Consider the following 18,864-nt stretch of genomic DNA (forward strand, 5'->3'; position numbering starts at 1 on the left):
CATGGCCGAATCCATTCAGTCGCTCGACCAGCTCTCGCAGCTCAAGACGGCGGCCGCGCCCGACGCGCCCAAGCACGAGAAGAAGGTTGACAAGTTCAACCGCGCCTATGCCACCGGCAAGCGCAAGGACGCGGTCGCCCGCGTCTGGATCAAGCCGGGCGCCGGCAAGGTCACGGTCAACTCGCGCGAGGTCGAGGTCTATTTCGCCCGTCCCGTGCTGCGCATGATGATCGAGCAGCCCTTCTCCGTGGCCGCGCGTTCCGGCCAGTACGACGTGATCTGCACCGTCGCCGGCGGCGGTCTGTCCGGCCAGGCCGGCGCGGTCCGCCATGGCATCTCCAAGGCGCTGACCTATTTCGAGCCGGAGCTGCGCACCGTGCTCAAGAAGGGCGGCTTCCTCACCCGCGACTCCCGCGTGGTCGAGCGCAAGAAGTACGGCAAGGCCAAGGCCCGCCGGTCCTTCCAGTTCTCGAAGCGTTAATCGCTTCGGTCACATTCGCCGCGAAAGCGGCTTCAATGAGATGCAAAAGGGCGCTGATTTCAGCGCCCTTTTTGCTGTTCGTTTGTATGCAAATTGATGGCGTGTTTCTTGAAAACTTGGGCGCGCATGAAAACCTGAATGGAACCCGCGAGACATAGCGTCGCATCTGGAAGGGCGCGCAAATCGGCTGAGCCGATCGCGTAACTGCTATGTCTAGAAGGGGGCCGACATGATGTCGCTCGATAGCATCACGCTCTATTTGGTTGCTACCATGATCGCCGCACTGCTCGGCGCCATGATGGTGTTTTTCGGAAGGCAGGAGAACAGCCCTGCACTGAAATGGTGGGGCACCGCGTATCTCCTCGGCGCCGCATCGGTGGCGCTCTGGACTGCGGCCGGCGACAAGCTGGGCGCGCATCTTTACCTTGCGCTGAACGCGGTCGGCTTCGTCGCCTGCGGCATGGTGTGGAATGCGGCGCGCGTCTTCCATGGCCGCAAGCCGAACTGGCCGGGTCTCCTGGTCGGCGCGCTTGCCTGGGCCGCTGCCGCCACGCTGCTCGATCCCGCAGCGTCCATGCTGCGCATGATCGCCGGCGCCGGCATCGTCTCGGTCTATGCGGCGCTGACCGCGAGCGAGCTCTGGATCGAGCGGCGCAAGAGCCTGCAACGGCGCTGGCCGGCCTTCGTGGTCCCGGTGATGCACGGCTGCGTCTTGATGCTGCCGATCCTGCTCGGCAGCTTCCTGCGCCCGAACGATGCCGGCTTCTCCACCAGCATCTGGGTCACCGTGTTCGCGGTCGAGCTCGTGCTCTATGCGGTCGGCACCGTGTTCGTGATCTTCATGCTGGTGTCCGAGCGCACGGTCACCGCGCACCGGACCGCCGCGTCGACCGATCCGCTGACCGGCATGCTCAACCGCCGCGGCTTCTCGGAAGCCTGCGGACGCGTGATCGAGCGCGAAGCGAAGGCCGGCCGTCCCGTGACCGTGATGATCTTCGACATCGATCATTTCAAGTCGATCAACGACCGCTTCGGCCATCCCGCCGGCGACGAGATGCTGAAACTGTTCTCGACCGTCGTCGTCAGCAATCTGCGCATGACCGACATGTCGGGTCGCATCGGCGGCGAGGAGTTCGCCGCGCTGCTGCCGTGTTCGCTGGAGGAGGGCGTGCTGGTCGCCGAGCGCGTGCGCGAGGCCTTCGAGACCTCCGGCGTCGTGGTCGATGAGGGCCCGGTCGACACCACCGTCAGCATCGGCGTCGCGGGCGGTCCGGCCGGCACCGAGCTCGAAGTGCTGCTGGCCTCGGCCGACACCGCGCTCTATCAGGCCAAGCGCGGCGGCCGTAACCGCGTCGAGGCGGCGGAGGAGCTGCCGCTGTCGCTGGAGAACTGGCGCCGCCAGAGTGCCGCGCGGATCGGCGTATCCAACACACAATCCAAGGCGCAGCCGGCGACCGCCTAGGCAAAGGAGCCTTGCGGTAATCCCCTGTTTACCATTCGATCCCTACCATTGCGGTCATGGAATCGATCCGTCGACAGAACCCGCAGGCTGCCCTGATGTCGCTCGAAGCCGCTGCGGCCTCGGCACGCGGCGGCTTCGCCTGCCTGTTCTCGACCGCGGACGAATACGAGAGCGCGCTGATCACCGAGCGCCGGGCCCAAGGGCGCTACACGCAAGGCCGCAGCTACTGGCCACTCGCGCTGTTCGCAGGTTGTGCACTGCTCGTGGCGGGTACCGTTCTGCTGCTCGCCTGAGTGATCTGCATTTTTGGACCAGGCAGGGCGCCGTTTCGGCGCCTTTTTCTTTGTCGCCGGCTGCGCTAGACACGCCCGTCGAACAAAAATGGGTGGAAACAGATGATCACCGAGATCGCGCAAATCGACGTCAAGCCGGGCAGCGAGAAGGACTTTGAAGCCGCCGTCGTCAAGGCCAAGGCCGCCTTCGGCCGCTCCAAGGGTTTTCACGGTTTCGAGCTGCACAAGTCGATCGAGAAGCCGCAGCGCTACCGCCTGATGGTGAAGTGGGAGGCGCTGGAGAACCACACCGTCGACTTCCGCGGCTCCGAGAATTTCAGCGAATGGCGTGGCCTCGTCGGCCAGTATTTTGCGTCACCACCGGAGGTCGAGCACACCGAGACCGTGCTCACCACTTGAGGCTCTCCGCGCAAACGCGTTCCGCGTTGTCGCGAGGATGATGCTCTAGGCCGCCTCCGCCAGAGGCGGCGCCTCATACGCTTTGAAGTGGTCGATCATGACCTTGGCGATGGCGACCAGTGGCAGCGCCAGCGCCAGGCCCCAGATTCCGAACATGACGCCGAGCAGGATCTGAAACGCGAACAGCGTGGCCGGCGGAATGTCCAGCGCCTGCCGCTGCAGGATCGGCGTCAGCACGTAGCTCTCCATGGCGTGTACGCCCATGAAGAGGAGAAAGGCCGACAGCGCTGGAATCCAGCCCGAGGCGAGGCTCGCCAGCACCACGATCATGCCGCCGATAATGGCCCCGATGGTTGGAATGAATGCGAGGAGTCCCGCCTGAATTCCCAGGATGAATGAGCCGGGGATGCCGATGACGGCAAGCCCGATCCAGGTCACCACGCCGACCGCGAGCATGACGGTGATCTGCGCGATCAACCAGCGCTCCAGCGTCTCGCTGATGCGGTCGATGATGAGGGTGGCACGCGTGCGATGCCTGGCGGGCATGAGGAACAGCAAGCCGCCGCGATAGGTGCCGGGTTGGGCCGCAAAGGCGACTCCCAAGAACAGCACGATGAAGATGTTTCCGACGCCGTGTATGGTACCGAGCAGCAGCTTGAAAGTCTGGCTCACGATTGCTCCACCACTCGAGGCGAGCGCGCCGGCGCCCGGCAGGGGACCACGCGAGTTCGGTGCAGGCGAGGGCGTCGCTGCCGACGGTGCAATGGCCGATGAATCTGGCGCGGCGCTACCGAAGTCGAAGAAGCTGGTGTCGATGCCGTGATTGTCGAGGAAGGATTTGACGTTTCCGATTTGCGACTTGATCGTGTTGCTGAGCACCGCAGCCTGTTCAGCGATGGTGGCGCCTCCGAGATAGGCAACGCTCGCGAGCATCACGGCCAGCGCCGCGCAGACGATCACGAGCCGGACCGTATGCGGCAGGTGCACGCGGCGGCCAAGCGCGTTGGTCAGCGCGTTGAGGCCGACGCCGAGCAGCATGCCGGTGAAGATCAGGAGCAGGGTGGTGGCAAAATACCAGGTGAAGACCAGCATGGCCGTGAACATCGCAACGCCGATGCCCCCGACCGAGATCGACCAGGCCAGATCGGTGCGGGTCCGGGGCCGTTCATCTGCGGGAATGGTCACATCGGGTCCTTTCGAGGGCGGCAGGCGGGCACTCTTTCGCGAAATCTCTCCTCGGATCAAGCCGGGCTCTGGCGCGATTTGACGCGTCTCTGGCCTCGCGGGCCAACGCCACCGGTGCGAAGGCGGTGCCACGCCCGTCCTCCGGCCGGTCATTTGCGCGAAATAGCATTGCCGTCCCGCGTACCCCTCTGTTGAATTTGTTCCACCCTGGGGGCATGTTTAGAGAATCTTCTTCGGCGGGGAGTCTGAACGGGAGATGAGAAAGCCGGTCGTCGGCGTGATCGGGAACGCCCATCGCGTTGAAAATCGATTTCAGGTCCAGATGGTCGGCGAGCGTAATCTGCGCGCCGTGGCCGAGGTTTCCGGCGGCCTGCCGGTGATGTTCGCGGGAGCGCCCGACATCACCGATATCGGTGCGCTGCTCGACACCGTCGACGGTATCGTGCTCACCGGCGCCCGCGCCAATGTCCACCCGACCCGCTTCAACGTCGATCCCTGCGAAAGGCACGAGCCCTACGACATCCACCGCGACGAGGTCGCGCTGGCGCTCTCGGTCGCCTGCGTGGCCCGCGGTATCCCGCTGTTCGGCATCTGCCGGGGTCTCCAGGAGATGAACGTCGCCTTCGGCGGCTCGCTGCATCCCGAGATTCGCGAAATCCCGGGCCGCATGAACCATCGCATGCCGAGGCTCGAGAACGGCGAGATTCATCCCGATCCGACAGTGGTGTTCGCCGATCGTCACGAAGTCGATCTGACACCGGGCGGCGCGTTCGCAGAATTGCTCGGCTGCGAGAAGATCAGGGTCAATTCGCTGCACGGCCAGGGGATCCTGGACCCCGGCAAGCGCGTGCTGATCGAGGGTATTGCCGAGGACGGCACCATCGAGGCGATCCGCATTGCGGAAGCCAGGACATTTGCGCTCGGGGTGCAATGGCACGCCGAATACGACCCGCAGCACAATCCGATCAACCGAAAATTGTTCGAGGCTTTTGGCGAAGCGATGGTCGCGCGGCAGAAAGCGGCGGCGTAGGCGGCCCGTAAATGAGAGGGCGTAGGGACGGCGTGAAGGCGGTCTCCGACAACACGGCACTGGTGCACTGGGCGCCGGTGGTGACGGAGATCGGGGTGAACTTTCCCCGACAAGTGAAGCCGCGGGGGATGGGGAGCGCGGCGTCTTAGCCTTCTACGCCGCCCGCTCCATCCGTCGCGCGCGATAGGCCTGCGGCGACATCAAAGTGAGCTTGCGGAACGCCTTGCGAAAGCTGCTCTCGTCCTCGTAGCCGGCCGCCCGCGCGATGGTCTTGACCGGCTGCATCGTCGTCTCCAGCAGCGTGCGGGCGTGCTCGACGCGGCGACGCATGATGAAGGCCTGCGGCGGCTCGCGGGTGAGCTCCTGAAACTTCCGGTTCAGCGTGCGCTCGCTGAGGCCGAGCGCATCGGCCAGACGCTTGACGGTCATCGGACGCTTTCCGGTGCGACGCACCAGCAGGTCCGCCTGGGTCAGCAGCGGGTCCCGCGAGAGCAAATAGCCGACTGGCATGAAGATCGACTGGGTGCGCTGCGCGGTGTCGATGACGACGTAATCCGCGCATAGTTTTGCGATGTCCTTGCCGTCGACCATCTCGATCAGCCTGAGCAGGAGGTCGACCCACGACATCGGTCCGGCCGCGCAGACGATGCGGTCCGCGGTGGTGATGACCGCGTCCGGGGCGAGGTCGATGGTGGGATGACGCTGCCGCAGCTCGCTTTGCAGCCACCAGGTGATGGTGGCGCGGCGGTTGTCGAGCAGGCCGGCGCCGGCAAGCAGGAATACGCCGCTGCAAAACGCGCCGATCAGCCGTCCGTTGGCGTGCTGCTGCCGCAGCCAGGCGCCGGCCCGGGCATATTGCGGTTGCAGGCGCTCGGCCGTGACGTGATCGACGAGGTTGCCGGGGACGAGGATCGCGTCAAAGCGACCGCGTTTCTCGATAGCGGCGTCGACCGCGACCATCTGGCCGCCGCCGGCGCGCACAGGCTTGCCGTCGAGCGAAAGCGTCTGCCAGGCGAAGCCGGGTTTGACGCCGCTCTGCTGCATCACGTGGTTGGCGAGCGACAGGACGTCGGCGATCCCTGAGATCGCCGAATGCATGCAGCCTTCCAGCGCCAATATTGCGAGCTTCATCGGACCTCCAGACAAGATACGGCGATCCTAGCCGATCGGCGCGCGGACCTATGGCGGAAATTGCCCGACCTCTGTCTTATCCGCCACTGCCGTCTCCGGCAGGTCCGGTTCAATCTCTCAACCGTCGTCACACGACTTGATTGGAGAAAGACATGCCTTATGTCACCATTTCCACCGTCCGCGGCATCCTGGATGTTGCGCAGAAGAAAGCGCTGCTCGACCGCGTCACGGACCTCCTGGTCGAGGTCGAAGGGCAGGGCAACCCGGAATTCCGCCGCAACGTCTGGGTCAGGATCGAGGAGCAGGAGCCCTCGCACTGGTCGCTCGGCGGCATGCAGCCGACGCCGGAGATCATCGCCGGCACGTTCGGCGCAATCGGGACGGATGGGGTGCGGGTCGCGAAGACGTAGCAGCGCGAAGCACGCGGGCGGACCAGCCCAAGGCATGGTCCGCCACCGCCCTGTGCTCAACCGATCTGCGGAGGCGATTTCCATTGCATCGCACAATCGCACAAGAGCCTGCACGCGGCTGCATTGAGGTTCAAGAGACGCGCACCATATGCTCCGCAAGGGAGCGCTGTCGTGCAGACCATGAAGGCGGCTTTCGTTGCGGCGATTGGCGTCGTGGCTTTGATCTGCTGCCTCCTTCCCAGTTCAGCGGAGGAGAACGGCCGTCTTGCACTGGTTGTTTCGATCGATGGGGCCATTGGCCCTGCGTCGGCCAGCTATGTGAAGGAGGTTTTCGCCAGGGCGAACGAACGGCGTGCCGAGGTCGTGCTTCTGAGAATGAACACACCCGGCGGGCTTAATTCCAGCATGCGCGAGATCATCGCGGATGTGCTGGCCTCGCCCATCCCCGTCGTCGCTTACGTCGCTCCCTCCGGCGCCCACGCGGCGAGTGCGGGGACCTATATCCTTTATGCGGCCCACATCGCGGCGATGGCGCCAGGCACCAATATCGGTGCTGCGACGCCGGTGCAGATTGGCGGACCGCTTCCAGGGCTGCCGAGTGGCACCCCGGACAAGGACGGCAAGGACAAGAAGGACGAGCCCAAGGACGCGATGACGGCGAAGGTGACGAACGATGCCGTCGCCTTTATCCGCAGCCTCGCCGAACTGCGCGGCCGCAATGCCGATTGGGCCGAGAAGGCGGTCCGTGAGGCCGCCACCCTGTCCGCCAATGGCGCGTTGCAGGCGCACGCCATCGACCTCGTCGCGCGCGATCCGGCCGACCTGCTTATGCAAATCGATGGTCGCGACGTCGAGCTTGCGGGCGGCAAGACCCACCACCTGGCTACGCAGAATGCCGTCATCGAAGCCGTTGATCCCGGGTGGATCTCCCGATTCCTGGCGGTCATCACCGATCCCAACGTCTCATTCATTCTCCTGATGGTCGGCATCTACGGTCTGATCTTCGAATTCATGTCTCCCGGCGCAGTCGCTCCGGGCATCGTCGGGGCGATCTGCCTGCTGCTCGGCCTCTACGCTCTCAACTTGCTGCCGATCAACTATGCCGGCCTCGGCTTGATGCTGGTCGGGATCGCGCTCCTCGCCGTCGAGGCGTTCAATCCGACCGTCGTGATCGGCCTTGGAGGCGTTGTCGCCTTTGTGCTCGGCGCCGTCATGCTGGTCAGGGTCGAAGCGCAAGGCTACCGGCTGTCGTGGGCGGTCATCACGGTCGTCGCGGCGATGTTCGCAGGCTTCGTTCTGGTCGTGCTCGGCGCGCTCAGGCGCGCCCGCCGCGGCCCGCTGCGGGCCGGCGCGCAAGCCATGCTCGGCCTGGCCGCCGAAGTCCTCGACTGGAACGAGAACGAGGGGCACGTCTTTACGCATGGCGAACGCTGGCAAGCGCGCGGAGCCGACAGCTTCAAGCCCGGCGAGAGGGTCGAGGTCGCCAATATTGTCGACTTGACGCTGGTGGTCCGGCGTCCGACCGCTGTGAGCGGCGAGGGAGGTCAACTCCGATGATTGAATATTCGATTTACGCAGTGCTTGCGCTGATCGTCGTCATGTTTCTCAGCCAGGCCATTCGCATCCTCAGGGAATACGAGCGCGGCGTCATCTTCACGCTCGGCCGCTTCACCGGGGTCAAGGGGCCGGGCCTCATCATCCTCATTCCGGTCGTGCAGCAGCTCGTCAAGGTCGATCTCAGGGTGATGGTGCAGGTTGTGCCGCCTCAGGATGTGATTTCGCGCGACAACGTCCCCGTCAAGGTGAACGCCGTTCTCTACTTCCGCATCGTCGATCCCGAGCGCGCCATCATCAAGGTCGGCGATTACATGGCTGCGACCAGTCAGCTCGCCCAGACCACGCTGCGCTCCGTGCTCGGCAAGCACGAACTCGATGAGATGCTCGCCGAACGCGATCGGTTGAACGCCGATATCCAGGAGATACTCGACAAGCAGACCGACATCTGGGGCATCAAGGTGACCGGCATAGAGATCAAGGACGTCGATCTCAACGAAACCATGGTGCGCGCGATCGCCAAGCAGGCGGAGGCGGAACGGTTACGGCGCGCCAAGGTGATCAACGCGATGGGCGAGCAGCAGGCCGCCGAAAAGCTCGTCGAGGCCGGCCGGATTCTCGCGCAGGAGCCGCAGGCGATGCAACTGCGTTACTTCGCGGCTCTGCACGACATTGCGGGCGAGCGGTCGTCGACCGTCGTGTTTCCGCTGCCCATCGGCCTGCTCGATCATTTGATGCCGCGGCGCGAGAACCCGTAGCTGGAGGTCCTACGCTCTCAAACGAAAAGGCGCCCCTCGCGGAGCGCCTTTTGCTTGTCGCATGAACTTCGGGCCGCTTAGCCCGAATAGTACATCTCGAACTCGACCGGGTGCGGGGTCATTTCGAAGCGGGCGACTTCCGTCATCTTCAGCTCGATATAGGCGTCGATGAAGTCGTCGTCGAACACGCCGCCGTTCTTCAGGAAGCCGCGGTCCTTGTCGAGGTTTTCCAGCGCCTCGCGCAAGCTGCCGCACACCGTCGGGATCTGCTTCAGCTCTTCCTTCGGCAGATCGTAGAGGTCCTTGTCCATCGCCGGACCCGGGTCGATCTTGTTCTTGATGCCGTCGAGGCCTGCCATCAGCATCGCGGCGAAGCCGAGATAGGGATTGGCGAGCGGATCGGGGAAGCGCACCTCGACGCGCTTGGCCTTCGGCGAAGCGGTGTAGGGGATGCGGCAGGAGGCCGAGCGGTTGCGCGCGGAGTAGGCGAGCAGCACGGGAGCCTCATAGCCCGGGACCAAGCGCTTGTAGGAGTTGGTCGACGGGTTGGTGAAGGCGTTGATCGCCTTGGCGTGCTTGATGATGCCGCCGATGTAGTGGAGGCAGGTCTCCGACAGGTCGGCGTATTTGTTGCCGGCGAACACCGGCTTGCCGTCCTTCCAGATCGACTGGTGCACGTGCATGCCCGAGCCGTTGTCGCCGAAGACCGGCTTCGGCATGAAGGTGGCGGTCTTGCCATAGATGTGCGCGACCTGGTGGATGCAGTATTTGTAGATCTGCATGTGGTCGGCCATCAGCGTCAACGTGTCGAACTTCATGCCGAGCTCGTGCTGGGCGGAGGCGACTTCGTGATGGTGCTTCTCGACCTTCACGCCCATCTTGGCCATGGCGCCGAGCATCTCCGAGCGCATGTCCTGCACCGAGTCCTGCGGCGGCACCGGGAAGTAGCCGCCCTTGGTGCGGACACGATGGCCGAGATTGCCGCCTTCATATTCGGTGTCGGAGTTGGTCGGCAGCTCCGAGGAGTCGAGACGGAAGCCGGTGCTGTAGGGATTGGCGGAGAAGCGCACGTCGTCGAACACGAAGAACTCGGCTTCGGGGCCGACGTACACGGTGTCGCCCACGCCCATCGACTTCACCATCGCCTCGGCCTTCTTGGCGATGCCGCGGGGGTCGCGGTTGTAGGGCTCGCCGGTGGTCGGCTCGAGCACGTCGCAGGTGATGACCATCGTGGTCTCGGCGAAGAACGGATCGATCGTCGCGGTCACCGGATCGGGCATCAGGCACATGTCGGACTCGTTGATCGCCTTCCAGCCCGCGATCGAGGAGCCGTCGAACATGGTCCCTTCGGCGAAAATGTCCTCATCGATCATGCTGATGTCGAACGTAACGTGCTGCCACTTGCCGCGCGGATCGGTGAAGCGCAGGTCGACGTATTTGACGTCGTTGTCCTTGATCGATTTCAGGACGTCTTTGGCGGTCTTCATGCATACCCCTTTTGGCTCTGCGGGTCGGTTTCCAGATGAGCAAAATTATTCTCGCTTTGGGGCGAGTTTTGCGCGACCGCACAAATGAAATCAGGCCGCCGAAGCAGCCTTATTTCTTGTCAGAGCGTCGCAAAATGCGGGATAGCACCCGGCTCAGATAGCGTCCAGCCCGGATTCGCCGGTTCGGATGCGGATCGCCTCTTCGATGTTGGAGACGAAGATCTTGCCGTCGCCGATGCGCCCGGTTTGCGCGGCGCGGCGGATTGCGTCGATGGCGCGCTCGACCAGATCGTCGCCGATCACGATCTCGATCTTCACCTTGGGCAGGAAGTCGACGATGTATTCTGCGCCGCGGTAGAGCTCGGCATGACCCTTCTGCCGGCCAAAGCCCTTGGCTTCTGTGACGGTGATGCCCTGAAGGCCGACTTCCTGAAGCGCTTCCTTTACCTCGTCGAGCTTGAATGGCTTGATGATGGCTTCGATTTTCTTCACTGCGCGCCTCCCGGCCTTTCGAACAAATAGCAACGTCTTCGTCAGGATGCGCTTTTCTTAAAGCACGATGTTGTCTTCGCTATGCCGGGGCCCCTGACAAGTCCGGCAACAACGGCCGGCCACACCCTGATAAATGCCAGTGAGCACGACGAACCGAAGCGACTTCCGCGAAAGCAGGGTCTATGCCAAGTTGCAAATGCCCTGATTATTGGAGCGTTATCAGCCTTTTAACGTGCAGCTCTGATAGGGTGGCGCCGACCCGCACAAATACCGGAGGCTACGAAATAGGCAAGCGGTTCAATATCTGTGCAGATCGGTGTTCCGTCGGATGGGCCGGCACGGAACGTGCCTGTTGAAGAGGCTTTTGGACCAGGGAAGTGGCATGGAAGTTCTGACCAACGCCGAAATGCAGCGCGCCGACCAGCTCAGCATTGCGGCAGGCACCCCCGGCTTCAAGCTGATGCTCAGCGCCGGCCAGGCGCTCGCGGAGGCCGCCAACGCGCTGGTGGAGCAGGGGTCGATCCTGATCGTGGCCGGCCCGGGCAACAATGGCGGCGACGGTTTTGTCGCAGCCGCCGAGCTCGCCGCCCAGGGCCGCGAGGTCTCGGTGATCCTGATGTGCGAGCGCGACCAGCTCCAGGGCGACGCGGCCTCGGCGGCGCGGGGCTGGAAGCATCCGGTGCTCCCGTTCAACCCGCAGGCGATCGGAAAGCCGGCGCTGATCATCGATGCGCTGTTCGGCGCGGGCCTCAGCCGTCCCGTTGACGGCGAGGCGCGTGAGATGATCCAGGCGATCAACGCCAACGGGGCACCGGTGCTCGCGGTCGACCTGCCGAGCGGCATCAACGGCACCAGCGCGGCCGTGCTGGGCGTGGCGGTGAACGCCACCGAGACCGTCACTTTCTTCCGCAAGAAGCCGGCGCATCTGCTGCTGCCGGGGCGGATGCATTGCGGCCAGGTCCGTGTCGCCGACATCGGCATCGACGCGCAGGTGCTGGACGAGATCGCGCCGCGGATTTTTGAGAACGATCCGGACTTTTGGGGCGCCGCCTTTCCGGTGCCGCGCATCGACGGCCACAAATACGCGCGAGGCCATGTTCTCGCGGTCTCGGGCGATGCGGCGGCGACCGGTGCGGCGCGGCTCGCCGCGCGCGGGGCGTTGCGCGCCGGCGCGGGCCTGGTGACCTTGGCCACGCCGCGGGACGCGCTCCCGATCAACGCGGCTGCGCTCACCGCGGTGATGGTTCGCCCCGTCGATACCGCAATCGAGTTCGGCGAGCTGCTCGGCGACAAGCGTTACAACACTTGCATGATCGGTCCCGGCGCGGGCGTCGGCGAGCGCACTTGCGATCTCGTCCACACGGCGCTTGACGCGCAGCGGCATCTGGTGCTCGACGCGGATGCGCTGACGAGCTTTGCCGCGAGTCCCGAGCGCCTGTTTGAATCGATCAAGACGTCGCAGGACAAGGCGGTGGTGCTGACGCCGCACGAGGGCGAGTTTCCACGGCTGTTCTCCGACCTCAGCAACAAATATCCGGGCCGCTCGAAGCTCGAGCGCGTGCGCGCGGCCGCCGAGCGCTCCGGCGCCGTCGTGCTGCTGAAGGGCCCGGACACCACGATCGCCGCGCCCGACGGCCGCGTCACCATCGCCGCCAACGCACCGCCCTGGCTCGCTACCGCGGGCGCCGGCGACGTGCTCGCCGGCATCATCGCAGGCCTCCTCGCGCAAGGCGTGCCGGCGTTCGAAGCCGCCAGCATCGCCGTGTGGATGCATGGCGAAGCGGGGAGCGAGGCCGGGCCGGGGCTGATCGCGGAGGATCTCACCGAGACGCTGCCGGCGGTCCATCGGCGAATCTATAATGCGCTGGGGATCGAGTACTAGTGCTCAGGCAGCTCGCGCTCACCGATATGGCCGCGGCGGCGCAAGTTCACCGGGCTGCATTCGACGATGCGATGCCGTGGCTCATTGGGCTGCATACGCCGGATCAGGACCGCTGGTTCTACAGCGAGCACGTCTTCGCGACGTGCCGCGTGTGCGGACGCTTCGACGGCGATGTCCTGAGCGGGATCATCGCTTTCCGTGACGGCTGGATTGAGCAGCTGTACGTGCTTCCTGCTGTTCAAGGGGGCGGCGTCGGCACCGAACTCCTCGATTTCGCCAAGCATGCCTGCGAACGGCTGGAGCTCTGGACCTTCCAGCGCAACGCGCGGGCACGGCGCTTCTACCAAGCGCGCGGGTTCACGCTCATCGAGCAGACCGACGGGGCCCGAAACGAGGAGAAAGAACCCGACGTCCGCTATCTCTGGACGCGCGCAGGCCGATAGCTCACTCCACCCCGTACCACCGCACCAGCCGCGGCGCGGCCCAATCGGTCGCGACGAATTCGATCAGCCATCGTCCCGGGGAGGCCGCAGCGAAGGCGATGCGCTGGGTCTGGCCGGGTTCGATCGCGAGCGTGTCGAGCCAATAGGGCTTCCAGCCGTCGTCGAGCTTGTCGAGCAGGCGGAAATGGTGGCCGTGGAGGTGGAAGACGGTGGCGACGGAGGCGGGGTTCTTGAGGGCCAGCACGACAGTGCGGCCGGCCTTGGCGCGGAAGGCGGGGGCGGAGGACGTCGAGAAGTTTGCCGGTTGTATCCAACCGGCGTCGGCTGCGCCGAGCGCGACATCGAACCGCAGGGCGCCCTTCAGATCGAGCCGGTCGGGAAGGTCGTTCGGAGGGAGCGGCTGCGGCGGCGACAGCGGCACGCGCCGCTCAAGCTTGCCGGAGACCGTCAGGCGGCCGACCTGGCGCGCCTCCTTGCCGTCATGCAGCAGGAATGCGGCCGATGTGACCGCATCCACAAACGCGTCGGCGCGTGCGCCGGGGGCCAGCACCAAGGCACCGTTGCGGGCCGGGAACGGCTCTGCCGGCTGTCCGTCCAGAGCCATCAGCTGGACCTCGTGGCTTTCCAATTTGATCGCCAGTACAGAACGTTGGGAGCCGTTGATAAAGCGCAGCCGCAGCCGCTCATTGGCCGAAGCTGAGAGTTCGAATGAAGTTTGCCCATTGATCGTGTAGAGCGGGGTGGTGTCCTTCGGATCCCAGCCCGGGGGAAGCGCGGTCCCATCCGGCCGCAGCCGCCATTCCTCGATCAAGAGGACCACGTCCCGATCGACGGCGACCGGGTTGGTCTCGGTGACGATGATCGAAAGCGGACGCGCGGGCTGCTTCAGGCCGTCCTCGAACAGCCGAAAGTCGGCCAACAGGGTTCCCGCGTTGGGCATTGAAACAACTGATGTTTCCGTCGCGTCCGGCGTGGTCGGGGCGCGTCCCCGAAGCGGGTCGGCCGCGGCCGGGCCATTGAGGCCGTACCAGACTGGTGCAAGCGGGACAGGCAGGTCGTTGCGGAAGACCACCTCGCAGCGGTCGCCACGCTTGAGACGGACGTCCCCAAGGTGGCTTACGGCGGCCAGCTCCCAGACCGGTGTCAGCGGTTGATCCGGCCTCAGAGCCAGCGTCGCCGGTCTTGCCTGAAGCGCGAGCTGAGCGGTCACGAGCGGGCCTGCGCCGCCGGCGATCAACCCGGCCGCGGAGGCTCCAAAGCCGACCTGAAGTCCGGCTCCAAGCCCGGCCAAAACCTCGCGCCTCGTCGGGTCGAAGATCCGCGTTTTCATGGGGCGATCCGGACCACGCCGTGCTGGATAAGTCCAGCCGTCGTGCCTACTTGAAGCCTGCCTCCATCAGGCCATTTTTTTGCTGCGAACAGGCGGGCACATGCTATAAGCCCGCCGCCCGCGGCATCGCGGCCGGTCTTGATGCAAATTTACGCGGGCGTGGCGGAACTGGTAGACGCGCTGGATTTAGGTTCCAGTGACGAAAGTTGTGGGGGTTCGAGTCCCTCCGCCCGCACCAAGCGCTTTCAGCGTTTGCACGGATTACGCGATCTGCTCCGGCGCGGATGTTTGTCCGCCTGAAGCCGGTCCGACGAACCATCGGCGTTGAGGCGTTCGCCTTGCGCCGGATCGATTAATGACAGCGTCCCGACGCATGCGCGCCGGGGCCGAACGAGAAGAAGATTGGACGCCATGCAGGTCACAGAAACCCTCTCGGAAGGTTTGAAGCACGAGTTCAGGATCAGCGTTCCCGCCTCTGATCTCGACGCGAAGGCCGGTGCCAAGCTCGTCGACCTCAAGGACAAGGTCAAAATCAATGGCTTCCGTCCCGGCAAGGTGCCGGTCACGCATCTCAAGAAGGTCTATGGCCGCTCGGTGATGGCCGAGACCATCGACCAGACCATCCGCGACACCAACACGCAGCTGTTCTCCGAGCGCGGTTTCCGCCTTGCGACCGAGCCAAAGATCACGATGCCGACCGAGCAGGCCGAGGTCGAGGAGCTGCTCAACGGCAAGACTGATCTGACCTACACGGTTGCGATCGAGGTGGTGCCGTCGATTGCGCTCGCCGACTTCAAGTCCTTTGAGGTCGAGAAGCCCGTCGCCGAAGTCACCGACGCCGACGTCGACGAGGCGATCAAGCGCATTGCCGATTCGAACCGCGGCTATGCCGCGAAGGCCGAGGGCAGCAAGGCCGAATCGGGCGATCGCGTCACCGTCGCCTTCAAGGGCACCATCAACGGCGAGGCCTTCGAGGGCGGCGCCGGCGAGGGCATCCAGGTCGTGATCGGATCCAACACCTTCATCCCCGGCTTCGAAGAGCAGCTCATCGGCATCGCCGCCAACGAGACCCGCACGCTGAAGGTGGCGTTCCCCAAGAACTACATGAACGACAAGCTCGCCGGCCAGCCGGCCGAGTTCGAGACCACCGCGACGCTGATCGAGGCGCCGCAGGATCTCGCGATCGACGACGAGTTCGCCAAGACGCTGGGCCTCGAATCTCTGGACAAGCTGAAGGAAGCGGCACGCCAGCGGCTGGTCGCCGAGTTCGCGACCGCAACGCGCCAGCGCGTCAAGCGCGCGCTGCTCGACCGCCTCGACGAGGCGCATCGCTTCGAGGCGCCGCCCTCGCTGGTCGACGAGGAGTTCAACCTGATGTGGAACTCGGTCAAGGCCGAGATGGACTCCGCCGGCAAGACCTTTGCCGACGAGGACACCACTGAAGACGCCGCCAAGGAAGAGTACCGCAAGATCGCGGACCGCCGCGTCCGGCTTGGCCTCGTGCTCTCCGAGATCGGCGAGAAGAACAAGATCTCCGTGACCGACGACGAAGTCGGCCGCGCCGTGATCGAGCGGGCGCGCTCGATGCCCGGCCGCGAGAAGGAGGTCTGGGACTATTACCGCAGCAACGCCCAAGCGTTGGCCCAGCTTCGTGCACCGATCTATGAGGACAAGGTCGTCGACTTCATCCTCGAGCTCGCCAAGGTGACCGAGAAGAAGGTCTCGCGCGACGATCTCTACAAGGACGACGAGGCGGAGAAGACCGCGGCCTGAAGGCTCCAGGAGAGCCTTTAAAGGCTCCAGGAGAGCCTTTAAGAGAGCCTTGCATTAAGGATGATCAGCGAAGAGGTCGAGCTAGCCAGGTGGCCGGCTGGGCCTCTTTGTACGAATCAGCTTCAACTGCCTCACGGATTAAGCCTTAATTCGCCCGGCACTTGTCAGGCGCGAATTGGGCTATATCTGTCGCTACGCCTTCCGCTTCTACCAAGTTCTTCTACCAAGTTCCTGCATCACGGGACGTCCATCGGCCTTCCGGCAGATCCAGCCGCGACTGGCAGCCAAAACTGGCGATGTCCGCCTCTTAAAACCTAGGTGACTCATGCGCGATCCGGTTGAAACCTACATGAACCTCGTGCCCATGGTGGTCGAGCAGACCAACCGTGGCGAGCGCGCCTACGACATTTTCTCGCGCCTTCTGAAAGAGCGCATCATCTTCCTGACCGGGCCGGTCGAGGACGGCATGTCGACGCTCATCGTCGCGCAGCTTCTGTTCCTTGAGGCGGAAAATCCGAAGAAGGAAATCTCGATGTACATCAACTCGCCGGGCGGCGTGGTGACGTCGGGCCTCGCGATCTACGACACCATGCAGTTCATCCGCCCGCCGGTCTCGACGCTGTGCACGGGCCAGGCCGCCTCGATGGGCTCGCTGCTGCTCTGCGCCGGCGAGAAGGACATGCGCTTCTCGCTGCCGAACGCGCGCATCATGGTGCATCAGCCCTCCGGTGGCTTCCAGGGCCAGGCCACCGACATCATGCTGCACGCCCAGGAAATCCTGAACCTGAAGAAGCGGCTCAACGAGATCTACGTGAAACACACCGGCCAGACCTACAAGGCGATCGAGGACGCGCTGGAACGCGACAAGTTCCTGACCGCGAACGACGCCAAGGAGTTCGGCCTGGTAGACAAGGTCATCGACAAGCGCGCCGAAGAGGCTGCGTCGGCGAAGACCCCGTAGCACTACTGTTGCAGCGATCCCTTGTCGGGATCGTCTACAGGGTGGCGTTCACGTTAAGGACACGTGCGCGCGTCGCAAAACGCAGTTTTGCGCCCTGCCACAGGCAGAAAGTTCCGCTTTCGTGCTTGTTTTTCGTGGCAATCCAGCAACGCCGGGGTGATTTCGATCACTTCGCCCGTGCCAAGACCTGAAATCACGGTATTGTCACGGGTAGCCGGCGACCTCCGATTAGCGAATTCTTGATAGTCGGGTGACAGCATGGTTCGCTACGACCGATCGGCTATGATCGCGGAGAAGCAAGTGACCGTGATTCGCACGGGATGTAACGCGTAGGGTCTTTTTTGGTACGGAATTTGCTCTATTTGAAGGACTGTACCGGCTGTCGTGCCGGAATAGGGCGATCGAGCGGACGGGATCGAACCGCGGACGGAGACATGAATGAGTAAGGTCGGCACGAGCGACTCCAAGAACACGCTATATTGCTCGTTCTGCGGCAAGAGCCAGCACGAGGTTCGCAAACTGATCGCGGGTCCCACGGTCTTCATTTGCGACGAGTGCGTCGAGCTCTGCATGGACATCATTCGCGAGGAGAACAAATCCTCGCTGGTGAAGTCGCGCGACGGGATTCCGACGCCGAAGGAAATCTGCAAGGTGCTGGACGATTACGTGATCGGCCAGAACCACGCGAAGAAGGTCCTGTCGGTCGCGGTGCACAACCACTACAAGCGCCTCAACCACCAGACCAAGCACAACGACGTCGAGCTTGCGAAGTCGAACATCCTGCTGATCGGTCCGACCGGCTCGGGCAAGACGCTGCTCGCGCAGACGCTCGCCCGCATCCTGGACGTGCCGTTCACGATGGCGGATGCGACGACGCTGACCGAGGCCGGCTATGTCGGCGAGGACGTCGAGAACATCATCCTGAAGCTGCTCCAGGCCGCCGACTACAATGTCGAGCGCGCCCAGCGCGGCATCGTCTATATCGACGAAATCGACAAGATCAGCCGCAAGTCCGACAACCCTTCGATCACGCGCGACGTGTCGGGTGAGGGCGTGCAGCAGGCGCTGCTCAAGATCATGGAAGGCACGGTGGCTTCGGTCCCGCCGCAGGGCGGCCGCAAGCATCCGCAGCAGGAATTCCTGCAGGTGGACACCACCAACATCCTGTTCATCTGCGGTGGTGCGTTTTCGGGCCTCGAAAAGATCATCTCGGCACGCGGACGTTCGACCTCGATCGGTTTCGCCGCTCAGGTGCTCGCGCCCGAAGACCGCCGCACCGGCGAAATCTTCCGTCACGTCGAGCCGGAGGATCTCCTGAAGTACGGCCTGATCCCGGAATTCGTCGGCCGTCTGCCTGTGGTGGCGACGCTGGAGGATCTGGACGAGGCCTCGCTCAAGAAGATCCTGGTCGAGCCGAAGAACGCGCTGGTGAAACAGTACCAACGGCTGTTCGAGATGGAGAACATCGAGCTGACCTTCGCAGACGAGGCGCTTGGCGCGGTTGCCCGCAGGGCGATCGAGCGCAAGACCGGCGCGCGCGGACTGCGTTCGATCCTCGAGGCGATCCTGCTCGAGACCATGTTCGACCTGCCGGGCCTCGAAGGTGTGGAAGAAGTCGTGATTTCCCGCGAAGTCGTGGAAGGAACGGCGCGTCCGCTCTACATCTACGCCGATCGGTCAGATCGCGCCGTCGAGAACGCCAGCGCCTGATTTGCGGCGCTGGAACGCTCCAATCGCCTCCTCAAGTAAGGGCTGCGGAAAGTATCTTCGCAGCCGGTGTTGCGTCGCTTATT

19 protein-coding genes and 1 tRNA gene are annotated in these 18,864 nt (G+C 64.0%); 15 read left to right on the forward strand and 5 right to left on the reverse strand.

The features are described 5' to 3' along the window. Position 1 precedes the first annotated feature (1 nt). From rpsI to IVA88_RS19380, 4 genes are all read left to right on the forward strand, one after another. Positions 2–481 carry a 30S ribosomal protein S9 gene (gene rpsI, locus IVA88_RS19365; protein WP_007611021.1) on the forward strand — a complete coding sequence of 160 codons (480 nt, stop codon included), beginning with the start codon at positions 2–4 and terminating at the stop codon, positions 479–481. Positions 482–710: 229 nt separating this feature from the next. Then, positions 711–1,943, forward strand: coding sequence for a GGDEF domain-containing protein (locus IVA88_RS19370; protein ID WP_247498814.1), 1,233 nt, complete (start codon positions 711–713; stop codon positions 1,941–1,943). 56 nt (positions 1,944–1,999) lie between these two features. After that, complete coding sequence (locus IVA88_RS19375) at positions 2,000–2,236, forward strand: hypothetical protein (protein WP_247498815.1); 237 nt, start codon at positions 2,000–2,002, stop codon at positions 2,234–2,236. A gap of 102 nt (positions 2,237–2,338) precedes the next feature. Continuing rightward, entirely contained in the window at positions 2,339–2,635 is a 297-nt protein-coding gene (locus IVA88_RS19380) for an antibiotic biosynthesis monooxygenase family protein (protein ID WP_247498816.1), read from the forward strand. Between the two features lie 45 nt (positions 2,636–2,680). Here the strand turns inward: IVA88_RS19380 and IVA88_RS19385 are convergent, their stop codons facing one another. Then, the gene (locus tag IVA88_RS19385; RefSeq protein ID WP_247498817.1) at positions 2,681–3,820 is read right to left on the reverse strand and encodes an AI-2E family transporter; all 1,140 of its coding nucleotides are present in this window, start codon (positions 3,818–3,820) and stop codon (positions 2,681–2,683) included. 256 nt (positions 3,821–4,076) lie between these two features. Here IVA88_RS19385 and IVA88_RS19390 point away from each other — a divergent pair, with 256 nt between their 5' ends. Beyond that, positions 4,077–4,850 carry a gamma-glutamyl-gamma-aminobutyrate hydrolase family protein gene (locus IVA88_RS19390; protein ID WP_247498818.1) on the forward strand — a complete coding sequence of 258 codons (774 nt, stop codon included), beginning with the start codon at positions 4,077–4,079 and terminating at the stop codon, positions 4,848–4,850. A gap of 11 nt (positions 4,851–4,861) precedes the next feature. After that, a complete protein-coding gene (locus IVA88_RS19395) occupies positions 4,862–4,999 on the forward strand; it encodes a hypothetical protein (protein WP_247498819.1) in 138 nt (45 codons plus the stop codon). Between the two features lie 4 nt (positions 5,000–5,003). Here the strand turns inward: IVA88_RS19395 and IVA88_RS19400 are convergent, their stop codons facing one another. Beyond that, positions 5,004–5,981 (reverse strand): helix-turn-helix domain-containing protein, encoded by a 978-nt coding sequence (locus IVA88_RS19400; RefSeq protein ID WP_247498820.1) that lies wholly within the window; start codon positions 5,979–5,981, stop codon positions 5,004–5,006. 152 nt (positions 5,982–6,133) lie between these two features. Between IVA88_RS19400 and IVA88_RS19405 the strand changes: the two genes are divergently transcribed. From IVA88_RS19405 to IVA88_RS19415, 3 genes are all read left to right on the forward strand, one after another. After that, the gene (locus IVA88_RS19405; protein WP_247498821.1) at positions 6,134–6,391 is read left to right on the forward strand and encodes a tautomerase family protein; all 258 of its coding nucleotides are present in this window, start codon (positions 6,134–6,136) and stop codon (positions 6,389–6,391) included. Positions 6,392–6,562: 171 nt separating this feature from the next. Next, positions 6,563–7,948, forward strand: coding sequence for a nodulation protein NfeD (locus tag IVA88_RS19410; RefSeq protein ID WP_247498822.1), 1,386 nt, complete (start codon positions 6,563–6,565; stop codon positions 7,946–7,948). Then, positions 7,945–8,703: a slipin family protein gene (locus IVA88_RS19415; protein WP_247498823.1), complete on the forward strand. Its 759-nt coding sequence runs from the start codon at positions 7,945–7,947 to the stop codon at positions 8,701–8,703. Before IVA88_RS19410 ends, IVA88_RS19415 begins: the two co-directional genes overlap by 4 nt. A 77-nt stretch (positions 8,704–8,780) precedes the next feature. On the opposite strand, the gene glnA is transcribed toward IVA88_RS19415, so the two are convergent. Then, on the reverse strand, positions 8,781–10,190 hold the full coding sequence (gene glnA / locus IVA88_RS19420; protein ID WP_106944927.1) for a type I glutamate--ammonia ligase: 1,410 nt from the start codon (positions 10,188–10,190) through the stop codon (positions 8,781–8,783). A gap of 153 nt (positions 10,191–10,343) precedes the next feature. Further along, a complete protein-coding gene (locus IVA88_RS19425; RefSeq protein ID WP_007603495.1) occupies positions 10,344–10,682 on the reverse strand; it encodes a P-II family nitrogen regulator in 339 nt (112 codons plus the stop codon). A gap of 382 nt (positions 10,683–11,064) precedes the next feature. On the opposite strand from IVA88_RS19425, the gene IVA88_RS19430 reads away from it, so the two are divergent. Continuing rightward, on the forward strand, positions 11,065–12,564 hold the full coding sequence (locus IVA88_RS19430) for an NAD(P)H-hydrate dehydratase (RefSeq protein ID WP_247498824.1): 1,500 nt from the start codon (positions 11,065–11,067) through the stop codon (positions 12,562–12,564). Next, positions 12,564–13,007 carry a GNAT family N-acetyltransferase gene (locus IVA88_RS19435; RefSeq protein ID WP_247498825.1) on the forward strand — a complete coding sequence of 148 codons (444 nt, stop codon included), beginning with the start codon at positions 12,564–12,566 and terminating at the stop codon, positions 13,005–13,007. The genes IVA88_RS19430 and IVA88_RS19435 overlap by 1 nt, the downstream gene beginning before the upstream one ends. A gap of 1 nt (position 13,008) precedes the next feature. Here IVA88_RS19435 and IVA88_RS19440 read toward each other — a convergent pair whose 3' ends face one another. Continuing rightward, positions 13,009–14,337, reverse strand: coding sequence for a multicopper oxidase domain-containing protein (locus IVA88_RS19440; protein ID WP_247498826.1), 1,329 nt, complete (start codon positions 14,335–14,337; stop codon positions 13,009–13,011). Positions 14,338–14,490: 153 nt separating this feature from the next. Here IVA88_RS19440 and IVA88_RS19445 point away from each other — a divergent pair. The 4 genes from IVA88_RS19445 to clpX all read left to right on the forward strand — a co-directional run bounded on the left by IVA88_RS19445 (position 14,491) and on the right by clpX (position 18,781). Further along, positions 14,491–14,575, forward strand: a tRNA-Leu gene (locus tag IVA88_RS19445). Between the two features lie 173 nt (positions 14,576–14,748). Continuing rightward, positions 14,749–16,110: a trigger factor gene (gene tig, locus IVA88_RS19450; RefSeq protein ID WP_247498827.1), complete on the forward strand. Its 1,362-nt coding sequence runs from the start codon at positions 14,749–14,751 to the stop codon at positions 16,108–16,110. A 325-nt stretch (positions 16,111–16,435) separates the two neighbouring features. Continuing rightward, entirely contained in the window at positions 16,436–17,071 is a 636-nt protein-coding gene (locus IVA88_RS19455) for an ATP-dependent Clp protease proteolytic subunit (protein ID WP_247498828.1), read from the forward strand. 438 nt (positions 17,072–17,509) lie between these two features. Beyond that, positions 17,510–18,781 (forward strand): ATP-dependent Clp protease ATP-binding subunit ClpX, encoded by a 1,272-nt coding sequence (gene clpX, locus IVA88_RS19460; RefSeq protein WP_007603503.1) that lies wholly within the window; start codon positions 17,510–17,512, stop codon positions 18,779–18,781. Positions 18,782–18,864: the final 83 nt, after the last annotated feature.

The sequence above is a fragment of the Bradyrhizobium sp. 149 genome, from assembly GCF_023073915.1.
Lineage (GTDB): Bacteria > Pseudomonadota > Alphaproteobacteria > Rhizobiales > Xanthobacteraceae > Bradyrhizobium.

Excerpts from the sequence above, each read along its gene's own strand:
- rpsI (WP_007611021.1), top strand. The coding sequence starts at position 2 with ATGGCCGAATCCATTCAGTCGCTCGACCAGCTCTCGCAGCTCAAGACG.
- IVA88_RS19370 (WP_247498814.1), top strand. The coding sequence starts at position 711 with ATGATGTCGCTCGATAGCATCACGCTCTATTTGGTTGCTACCATGATC.
- IVA88_RS19375 (WP_247498815.1), top strand. The coding sequence starts at position 2,000 with ATGGAATCGATCCGTCGACAGAACCCGCAGGCTGCCCTGATGTCGCTC.
- IVA88_RS19380 (WP_247498816.1), top strand. The coding sequence starts at position 2,339 with ATGATCACCGAGATCGCGCAAATCGACGTCAAGCCGGGCAGCGAGAAG.
- IVA88_RS19390 (WP_247498818.1), top strand. The coding sequence starts at position 4,077 with ATGAGAAAGCCGGTCGTCGGCGTGATCGGGAACGCCCATCGCGTTGAA.
- IVA88_RS19395 (WP_247498819.1), top strand. The coding sequence starts at position 4,862 with ATGAGAGGGCGTAGGGACGGCGTGAAGGCGGTCTCCGACAACACGGCA.
- IVA88_RS19400 (WP_247498820.1), bottom strand. The coding sequence starts at position 5,981 with ATGAAGCTCGCAATATTGGCGCTGGAAGGCTGCATGCATTCGGCGATC.
- IVA88_RS19405 (WP_247498821.1), top strand. The coding sequence starts at position 6,134 with ATGCCTTATGTCACCATTTCCACCGTCCGCGGCATCCTGGATGTTGCG.
- IVA88_RS19415 (WP_247498823.1), top strand. The coding sequence starts at position 7,945 with ATGATTGAATATTCGATTTACGCAGTGCTTGCGCTGATCGTCGTCATG.
- glnA (WP_106944927.1), bottom strand. The coding sequence starts at position 10,190 with ATGAAGACCGCCAAAGACGTCCTGAAATCGATCAAGGACAACGACGTC.
- IVA88_RS19430 (WP_247498824.1), top strand. The coding sequence starts at position 11,065 with ATGGAAGTTCTGACCAACGCCGAAATGCAGCGCGCCGACCAGCTCAGC.
- IVA88_RS19440 (WP_247498826.1), bottom strand. The coding sequence starts at position 14,337 with ATGAAAACGCGGATCTTCGACCCGACGAGGCGCGAGGTTTTGGCCGGG.
- tig (WP_247498827.1), top strand. The coding sequence starts at position 14,749 with ATGCAGGTCACAGAAACCCTCTCGGAAGGTTTGAAGCACGAGTTCAGG.
- IVA88_RS19455 (WP_247498828.1), top strand. The coding sequence starts at position 16,436 with ATGCGCGATCCGGTTGAAACCTACATGAACCTCGTGCCCATGGTGGTC.
- clpX (WP_007603503.1), top strand. The coding sequence starts at position 17,510 with ATGAGTAAGGTCGGCACGAGCGACTCCAAGAACACGCTATATTGCTCG.